At 54.7% G+C, this 494-nt stretch carries 1 protein-coding gene; it reads left to right on the top strand.

What is annotated here, in order from left to right:
• Positions 1 to 494: replication initiation protein (locus I6F28_RS37090; RefSeq protein WP_225143942.1), on the top strand; the 494-nt coding region annotated here is incomplete at both ends.

Here is a 494-nt window from a genome sequence, read left to right as displayed (position 1 = left end):
ATACAGCAGAACCAGCCTCATGCGCAGTTCTGGCTGGTTTTTGACGTTGACCGCGAGGGGGCAGCGATTGACTGGAGTGACCGGAACGCTCCCGCGCCGAACATCACCGTAAAAAATCCTGTGAACGGTCATGCTCACCTGCTCTACGCGCTCAATATCGCCGTGAGAACCGCGCCGGACAGCTCGGTTAAGGCGCTGAAATACGCCGCTGCGATTGAACGTTCGCTGTGTGAGAAACTTTGTGCTGATGTGAACTACAGCGGACTGATTTGTAAAAATCCGTTCCACCTGGAATGGCAGGTGATGGAGTGGCGAGAGGAAGCCTATACCCTCGGTGAACTGGCTGATTATCTCGATTTGAGCGCTTCAGCGCGCCGTAGCATCGATAAACATTACGGGATGGGGCGAAACTGCCATCTGTTCGAAATGACGCGCAAATGGGCTTACAGGGCGATTCGTCAGGGCTGGCCAGCATTCTCACAGTGGCTTGATGC

The organism is Bradyrhizobium sp. NBAIM14, assembly GCF_020193895.1.
GTDB lineage: Bacteria > Pseudomonadota > Alphaproteobacteria > Rhizobiales > Xanthobacteraceae > Bradyrhizobium > Bradyrhizobium yuanmingense.
Note: the sequence above shows the minus strand (reverse complement) of the source record. Positions and strands in the feature narration are given on the sequence as shown.